This window comes from Haloparvum sedimenti (genome assembly GCF_001462205.1).
GTDB classification, from domain to species: Archaea; Halobacteriota; Halobacteria; order Halobacteriales; family Haloferacaceae; genus Haloparvum; species Haloparvum sedimenti.
Genome location: NZ_LKIR01000130.1, coordinates 38,711 through 46,074, shown reverse-complemented (window position 1 = coordinate 46,074; position 7,364 = coordinate 38,711). Strand labels below are relative to the sequence as shown.

The 7,364-nt window shown below is 70.5% G+C and carries 8 protein-coding genes; 3 read left to right on the top strand and 5 right to left on the bottom strand.

Annotated elements, in window-relative coordinates; genetic code table 11:
- Positions 1 to 1,008 (bottom strand): FAD-dependent oxidoreductase (locus AN233_RS11395; RefSeq protein WP_245626061.1); only part of this gene is annotated, 1,008 nt, incomplete at its 3' end.
- The gene (locus AN233_RS11390) at positions 1,008 to 1,583 is read right to left on the bottom strand and encodes a gluconate 2-dehydrogenase subunit 3 family protein (RefSeq protein WP_058366905.1); all 576 of its coding nucleotides are present in this window, start codon (positions 1,581 to 1,583) and stop codon (positions 1,008 to 1,010) included. The genes AN233_RS11390 and AN233_RS11395, both read right to left, overlap by 1 nt.
- Positions 1,584 to 1,707: 124 nt before the next feature.
- Here AN233_RS11390 and AN233_RS11385 point away from each other — a divergent pair, with 124 nt between their 5' ends.
- The gene (locus tag AN233_RS11385; protein WP_058366904.1) at positions 1,708 to 3,288 is read left to right on the top strand and encodes an ABC transporter permease; all 1,581 of its coding nucleotides are present in this window, start codon (positions 1,708 to 1,710) and stop codon (positions 3,286 to 3,288) included.
- A 34-nt stretch (positions 3,289 to 3,322) separates the two neighbouring features.
- On the opposite strand, the gene bcp is transcribed toward AN233_RS11385, so the two are convergent.
- From bcp to priS, 3 genes are all read right to left on the bottom strand, one after another.
- Entirely contained in the window at positions 3,323 to 3,784 is a 462-nt protein-coding gene (gene bcp, locus AN233_RS11380; protein ID WP_058366903.1) for a thioredoxin-dependent thiol peroxidase, read from the bottom strand.
- A 76-nt stretch (positions 3,785 to 3,860) separates the two neighbouring features.
- Positions 3,861 to 4,859 (bottom strand): DNA replication complex subunit Gins51, encoded by a 999-nt coding sequence (locus AN233_RS11375; protein WP_058366902.1) that lies wholly within the window; start codon positions 4,857 to 4,859, stop codon positions 3,861 to 3,863.
- A gap of 19 nt (positions 4,860 to 4,878) precedes the next feature.
- Complete coding sequence (gene priS / locus AN233_RS11370) at positions 4,879 to 6,042, bottom strand: DNA primase small subunit PriS (RefSeq protein ID WP_058366901.1); 1,164 nt, start codon at positions 6,040 to 6,042, stop codon at positions 4,879 to 4,881.
- 166 nt (positions 6,043 to 6,208) lie between these two features.
- Here priS and AN233_RS17370 point away from each other — a divergent pair, with 166 nt between their 5' ends.
- Together AN233_RS17370 and AN233_RS11365 are read left to right on the top strand one after the other, a co-directional pair.
- On the top strand, positions 6,209 to 6,355 hold the full coding sequence (locus tag AN233_RS17370) for a hypothetical protein (RefSeq protein WP_176696682.1): 147 nt from the start codon (positions 6,209 to 6,211) through the stop codon (positions 6,353 to 6,355).
- A 444-nt stretch (positions 6,356 to 6,799) separates the two neighbouring features.
- On the top strand, positions 6,800 to 7,075 hold the full coding sequence (locus AN233_RS11365) for a PadR family transcriptional regulator (protein WP_058366900.1): 276 nt from the start codon (positions 6,800 to 6,802) through the stop codon (positions 7,073 to 7,075).
- The last annotated feature ends 289 nt before the right edge of the window (positions 7,076 to 7,364 follow it).

Below are 7,364 nucleotides of genomic sequence, written 5' to 3'. Positions count from 1 at the left end.
CGTCGGCTCGTCGAGCGTTCCGCCCATCCCCGCGAACAGGTGGTCCATGAAGAACTTCCCGACCGCGCCGCTGGAGTTGGCCAGTCCGCCGGGATACGTCTCGGACTCCGAGAGCAGGAGGAGCCGCGGGATTTCGACCCCGCCGGCAGCGAGCACGAACGCGTCGGCGTCCTGTCTGTGGCGGTCGCCGTCCGGCGTGGCGTATTCGGCCGCCGTGACCCGGTCGGCGTCGTGGTGGAGGTACTCCACGGGCGCGCGGTCGATGACCGTCGCTCCCTTCTCCTCGGCCCGCTCGATGTGGACCGTCGCGTCGTACTTCGCCCCGGAAGGACAGACCGGCTGGCAGGTGCCGTACCCGACACACTGGCTCCGGCCGTCGTAGGACTCGGAGTTGCGCGCGTTCGGCACCGAGTGCATGTCGATGCCCAGTTCCTCGCAGGCCTCCGCGAACAGCGAATCGCTGTAGGAGGGCTCGAAGGCGGGCATGGGGTGCGGCTCCTCGCGCGGCGGCGCGTAGGGGTTGTCGGAGGCCCCTGCGACGCCCAGTTCGGCCTCGGCCTCGGCGTAGTAGGGACGGAGGTCCGCGTAGTCGATGGGCCAGTCGACCCCGACGCCGCGCTCGGTCGCCGACGCGAAGTCGTCCTCGTGGAGCCGCATCACCATCCCCTGCCAGTGGAGCGTCGAGCCGCCGACGCCCTTCACGCGGGCGTGGTTCAGCGGGTAGAACCACTCGCCGGAGGCCGAGTGGGCGTCGCGCTCGGGGTCGCCGTCCCACACGTCCGGTCGGTCGTGGGCAGGCCTGATCGCCATCTCCTGTCTGCGGCGCCGCGTGGAGGGGTCGAACCGCGGCCCGGCGTCGAGTACCACGACCTCGTGGCCCCGCCCCGCCAGTCGGTCGGCGACCAGCGCCCCCGCGGGCCCCGCGCCGACGACGCAGATGTCCGCGTTCTCGACCGGCGTGCGGTCGGGGGCGGGCTCGCCGGTCGCGCCGCCCTCCGCGCCGCTCATCACGTCGGCCCTCGCTGATAGGTGTCCGTCCCGCCGGGGTGGCCCTGCGGGTTCTCGATACCGACCAACTCGCCGCCGGTCGGCGAGGCGTACAGCGCGAGCAGCAGTTCGTTGACGACGTAGTAGCGCACGCGCTCGGCGTCCGTCCCGTCTGGAGACGCTTCGGCGGTATCGGCGCCGACCTCCCGAAGCAGGCCGTCGCGGTCGCTCGGTGGAAGGTCCGCGACGGGGGCGTCGTACCACGAGGCCGCGAGGTCGTTCAGCGTTGTGACCGCCTCGCGGAGCCCGGCGTCGTGCGCGCGCTCGAACTCGCTCGCGCCGGCGGCGTCGTCCGGGTCGACGAGCCGACCGGAGAGGAACGATTCGACGAACGAGGGAACGCCCTCGACCTCGCTCGGGTAGACGACCTCCGCGACCGCGACGAGGGCGTCCCGTACCGCCGTGTCGGAGGCGACGGGCGCGTCCTCCGACCCCTCGGCCGACGACTGCCGCCACTCCCGAACCCCCGCCGCGCCGACGCCCCCGACGCCGAACGCGGCGAGCGCGGCCGCGGCGTCCCGCCTCGTCAGTTCCATGGGCCGTCTTAGGTGAACCTAAACTTATGTGGATCGGTGTGGAACGACCGCTCGTGCGGAGAACGAGGCCGACCGCGTGCGCGAATGGCGTCACTCAAGTGTCCGCTCGCCGAACGGGGAGACGATGAGTCGGTCCCGGTCGCTTCGGTCGGTCGGACTCACCCTCCTGTCGGGAGCCATCGCCGCCGTGTTGGTGTTCCCGCTGACGTGGCTGTTCGTCGAGGCCGCAAAGGTGAACCCGGACCGCGCGCGCGAACTCCTGTTCCAGTCGGGCGGGCTGGAGGTGCTCCTCAATAGCCTCCTTCTGATGACAGGTGTGACCGTGTTCTCGGTGCTGATCGGCGTGCCGTTGGCGTTCCTGACGGTGCGAACTGACCTGCCGTTCCGCCGGTTCTGGACGATCCTGGTCGCGCTCCCGCTCGTCGTACCGAGCTACGTGGGCGCGTTCGCGTTCGTCTCCGCGTTCGGTCCGCGAGGGGAGTTCCACGAGATCCTGTCCCCGCTCGGGGTCGAGCGCCTGCCGGAGATCTATGGGCTCCCGGGCGCGGTGCTCGTGATCACGCTGTACACCTACCCCTACGTCTTCCTCACGACGCGGGCGTCGCTGCTCTCGCTCGACACCTCGCTCGTCGAGGCCGCCCGCACCCTGAACCACGGTCAGCTGGGCGCGTTCCGTCGCGTCACTCTGCCGCACATCAGGCCCGCGGTGCTGGCCGGCGCGCTGCTGGCCGCGCTGTACGCCGTCTCCGACTTCGGGACGCCGTCGATCATGCGGCTGGCGGTGTTCACGCGTCAGATATACGTCGAGTACAACTCCTTCGGCGCGGACTACGCCGCCCTGCTCTCCTTGGAACTGCTCGCGGTCGTGCTGGTGGTGCTCGCGGTGGAGCGCCGGATCCGACCGGACGAGACCGTCCAGGGCGACGGCTCCGCGTCGACCGACCGGGGAGCGGTGAGCCTCGGCCGGCTCCGGTGGCCGGCGACGCTTTTGCCCGCGAGCGTGGCGGGGCTCGCGCTCGTGGTCCCGGTCTGGATCCTGCTGCTGTGGGTCGTGCGGTCGGGCGGTCGATCGCGGCCCTCGCTGGCGTTCGAGTGGAGCTTCGCGCTCAACTCCGTCGGCGTCTCGTTCGCAGCGGCCATCGTCGCCGCGGCGCTCGCGCTCCCGGTCGCGTACGTCGCCGCGAGACACCGAAGCCGACTCACGGACTTCTTCGAGCGGATCACCTACCTCGGATTCGCCGTTCCGGGCGTCGTGCTCGCGCTCTCGCTGGTCTACTTCGGCGCCGGCTACGCGCCGTGGCTCTACCAGACGGTCCCGCTCCTGGTGTTCGCGTACGTCGTCCGGTTCATGCCGCAGGCGCTCGGCTCGATCCGCACCGCGACGCTGGGAGTCGATCCGACGCTCGTGGAGGCGGCCCGAACGCTCGGCGAGTCGCCCGGCGGCGCCTTCCGGCGCGTCACGCTGCGACTGATCGCGCCCGGCGTGACGGCGGGGGCTGCGCTCGTGTTCCTGACGACGATGAAGGAGCTGCCCGCGACGCTGATACTCCGCCCCACCGGTTTCGAGACCATCGTCACCCAGATATGGCGGGCGCAAGCGGCGGCTTACTTCCAGTACGCCGCGGTGCCGTCGCTGATCCTGCTGCTGGTCTCGGGGCTCTCGATGGTGGTGCTGCTCTCACAGGAGAGCGAAGAAGGGCTGTAGCTGAGATGCCCCGACCGGCCGCGAGTCGCGGCCCTCAGAGCTCCCGCACGTCCGAGAGGATCTCCTCGGCGTGTTCCTCGGGGTCGACGCCCTCGTAGGCGAGGACCACGTCGCCGTCCGGGCCGACGACGTACGTGTTCCGGAACACGCCGTCGAAGGTGTTCCCGAACATGTTCTTCTCGCCGTAGGAGTCGTAGGCGGCGGCCACCTCTCCCTCCTCGTCGGACAGCAGCGGGAACGGGAGGTCGTACTCCGCGGCGAACGCGTCGAGGTCGTCCACGGGGTCGTCGCTGATCCCCACGACCGAGACGCCCGCGTCCGCGAACGCGTCCCAGTTGTCGCGGAAACTGCAGGCCTCGGTCGTACAGCCGGGGGTGTCCGCGCGTGGGTAGAAGTAGACGACCACGTACTCCCCGTCGAAGTCGTCGAGCGAGACCGTCTCGCCGCGCTGGTCGGGGAGCGAGAACTCGGGTGCGTCGGTGCCGACGTCGAGCATGGTCGAACGCGCGAGCGCGACCGGGAAAGCCGTTCCGCTCGGCGGCGATCGATCCCACCGCGAGAAAGGCGCCCCGTCAGTCGATCCGCTCGGCGGCGTCGCGCTGGATCAGCGGTTCCGCGTTCGCGGCGGGGAGCGTCACCACGTCCTCGGCGGCGAGGTCGTACTCCCGCTCGTCGACGCCGAGGATCTCCCCCACGTCGGCGGTGATCCGGACGGTCGTCCGGTCGTCGATCTCGCCGATAGAGGGCGTCTCAGGCGGTTCCTCGTCCGCGGGATCGGCCGCCGCGTCGGCGGTGGCCGTCTCCTCGCCCCCGTCGTCGGGCTCGGACGCGCCGGGCGCGCCCGGCGGCGCGGGGTCGGGGGCCACGGGCGTGCGGCCGTCGGCGTCCGCGTCGGCGGACCCGGCGCCTGCGCTCGGCCCCTCGGAGGGACCCGCATCCGCGGTCGGTTCGCTCGGCTCGCCCGAGGCGGACGGGTCGTCGCCGCCAGCGCCCATCGCGTCCGCGAGGACGCCGCCCTCGTCCGCGGCGCCGCCGTCGGCATCGGCGGAGCGCTCGGTCGCGGGGTCCGCGGGCGGAACCGGGTCGTCGGCAGACGGGGTCGGCGCGTCCTCCGTGACGCCCTCGGTTCGCGGCGCGGCGTCCGGGTTCGAGTCCGCGTCGACCGGCTCGGCGGACGGGGCCACCTCGCCCGACAGCACGTCGAGGACGCTCCGTTTGTTCTCCTCGATGCGGCCGACGAGGTCCTCGAACAGCTCGCGCTCCTCGTTCGTCATCCCCTCGCGCTCGACGGGCATGTCCGCGGCCGCGAAGGAGGCGAGCTTGACGACCTTGCCGACGCGCCGCTCGTAGAGCGCCTCCGCGACCTCCTCCGCGGTCTCGACTTCGTCGGACATCCGGCGCACGTCGTCGTCCGAAAAGGGGTTCTCGACGGACTCCGCACGGCGGTCGCGGGCCGCGCGCAGGTCCGCGACGTAGGAGGCGACCTCGTCGTAGAAGTCGTCCCGCAGGTGCTGGAGGCTGTCCTTCCGCCGTTCCTTCGCCTGTACGGAGCGGAGTTCGTCGAGGTTCATGCGGGGGGCTGTGGTGTGGTCACGATTCGGGTACCTTGCGCGCGTCGCCGCGGGCCATCAGGAACAGGCCCGCGTACTCCGGGAGCGTGTTTCGTCCCGGCTCCACCATGAATGTATCGCCGCCGAGGACGACCTCGCGTTCCTCGTCGCACTCGACGGCGATCTCGCGACCCTCGAATCGCTCCGGCACCGCGTCGACGAGGGGGTCGAAGTCGGCCAGGTCCTCCCGGTCGATCCGCGTGACTCGAAGGGCGCTCCCGCCGTGGAGCGTCCCCGGGAGTCGGATGAGCCGCCGCGTGTCCGTCGTCACCGGCTCGTCGATGGGGGCCGTCTCGGTGGCGGTCACCCGCGCGGTCAGCGCCTCCGCGAGCCGGCGGACGCCCGGCCCGCCCGCCTCGAGGTTCCCCTGCTCCAGCGCCTCGGGGTTCTGGCGAAACGCGCCGAGAATCGTCGTCGCGCGTCCCTCGCCGATGCCGTCGAGCTCCTGCAGCTTCTCCATCGCGGCGTCGTCGTCCATCCCGCGGAGCTCCTCGGCGTAGTCGACGAGCGCCTCGTGGACGCGCTTCCCCCACCCGCCCTCGCTGCGGAGCACGCGGCGGGTGGTCCCGTCGGCCGACACCGTGTGGACGAGGTTCTCGGTGTCGAGGTCGATCGCCCGGACGTAGTCGACGACCTCGCGGCGCGCGTCGCTGTCCAGCTCCAGCACCTCGGGGTCGCGGACGTGGACGTGGTACCCCCGCCCGCCCGAGAAGACGACCTCCATGTCCTCGAACGCGAAGTCGTCCTCCAGGAACTCCAGCAGGCGCCCGAGCGCGTCCTTACATGCCGCGAGCATCTCGGCGTAGGTCGTCTCCGTGGGGTCGACGCCGGGCAGGTGGTCGGCGTCGAGGTCGAAGACCAGATCCGCGGACCGCCACCCCTTCCCGCCCATCGTCGAGGCGCCGGGGTCGTCGTAGCGGGCCGCCGAGAAGTAGGCGTGTCTGGGCGCGGTCTCGGCGAAGAAGGCGCCCAGATCGCCGAGGTCCAGCATCGACTGGTGGCGCACCATCGTCGTCCCCGTCCCGGTGGTCCACGGGATGTGGCCCCACTCGCGCTCGTGGGCGTCCGGGGGCGGCGAGGGCGAGACGCTCCGGTAGTAGTCGCGGAACCGACCCCGGAGGTACTCGCGCGTGCGGTCGTCCATCGCTCGCCCTCGCTTGACGCGGTCGGGTGAAAGGCGTTGCCGTTCGCGGCCGCGGTTCCGCGAGCGCCGACCGCGGACGCCGGTCCGTCACGCCCCGCACACGGCGGTTCGTCGCGCCCCGCGACCGACCACAGCGGCTAACGGCACGGGGCTCGAACCGGCGACCATGCGCGACGAGGCGGAGATCCGCGAGCAGTACGAGTTCCTGGCCGAACAGCTCGACGACGAGGAGATGCGCCATGAAGGCGTCAGGGAAATGTTCACCTACTACAAGCGAGCCCTCGGGTGGGTGTTGGAGGAAGAACATATCTAGCGCGCCCGGCCGCCACGGCCGCGTCCATGCAGGTGGGGCGCACGCCCGACAGGTTTATTCCTCCGCCTCCGGTACGTGCTGGTGACGCTTCGTCTTGGAGGGCCGAAGCGTCAGCGGGGACCAATTCGAGGGCCGCGAACCCACGCTCTTTTCACCGTGGGTTCGCGGCCTTTTCGACGTAACTGACCCCGAGCGACCGCTCTGCGGGCCCGCCTCGGCAGCGATCAGCACGGCGAGCGACGCGACCGCTCGTTCCCGGCCGCCGAACCCTCCGAAGAGAGGAAATACCGGAATCCGTTCACGTCGCGTCACCAGTCTTATTGATTTGTCTGACAGAAGTCGCTCGCTATATTGAGCCCGTTCGTGGGTTCTGCAGCCGTGTTTGGTGATTTGGAACGATATTTTTATGGTATCTCGACAAGAACGTTGGAGAAGACCACGCCAATGTACGACTTGACAGGTTTTCAACGTGACCTCCTCTACGTGATCGCCGGTCTCGACGAACCCCACGGACTCGCGATCAAGGACGAGCTGGAGGACTACTACGAGAAGGAGATCCACCACGGGCGCCTCTACCCGAACCTCGACACGCTCGTCGAGAAGGGGCTCGTCGAAAAGGGGCAGCGCGACCGGCGGACGAACTACTACACGCTGACCCGGCGAGGACGACGCGAGATCGAGGCGCGCCAGGAGTGGGAAGCGGAGTACGTCGACGCCTGATCCGGACGCTTCGCCCCGCCCGCGGATCCTCCCTCGGAGCCCGCCCGCGGACCCCTCCTCGGAGACGGTCCCCGGAGACCGGGCGCTTATACCCCCCGACCGAGTAGGCGGTCTCCATGATCGACGCGGTCACGACCGGCGCGGTGTCTCTCTTTCCCGCGCCGGCACAGACGTTTTTCGGCGTCTCCTTCGAGGAGCCGGTGGTCCGACTGGCGCTGGCGGCGGCGCTGGGACTGTTTCTGGGACTGGAGCGCGAGTGGTCGGACAAGGACGCCGGGATCCGGACGTT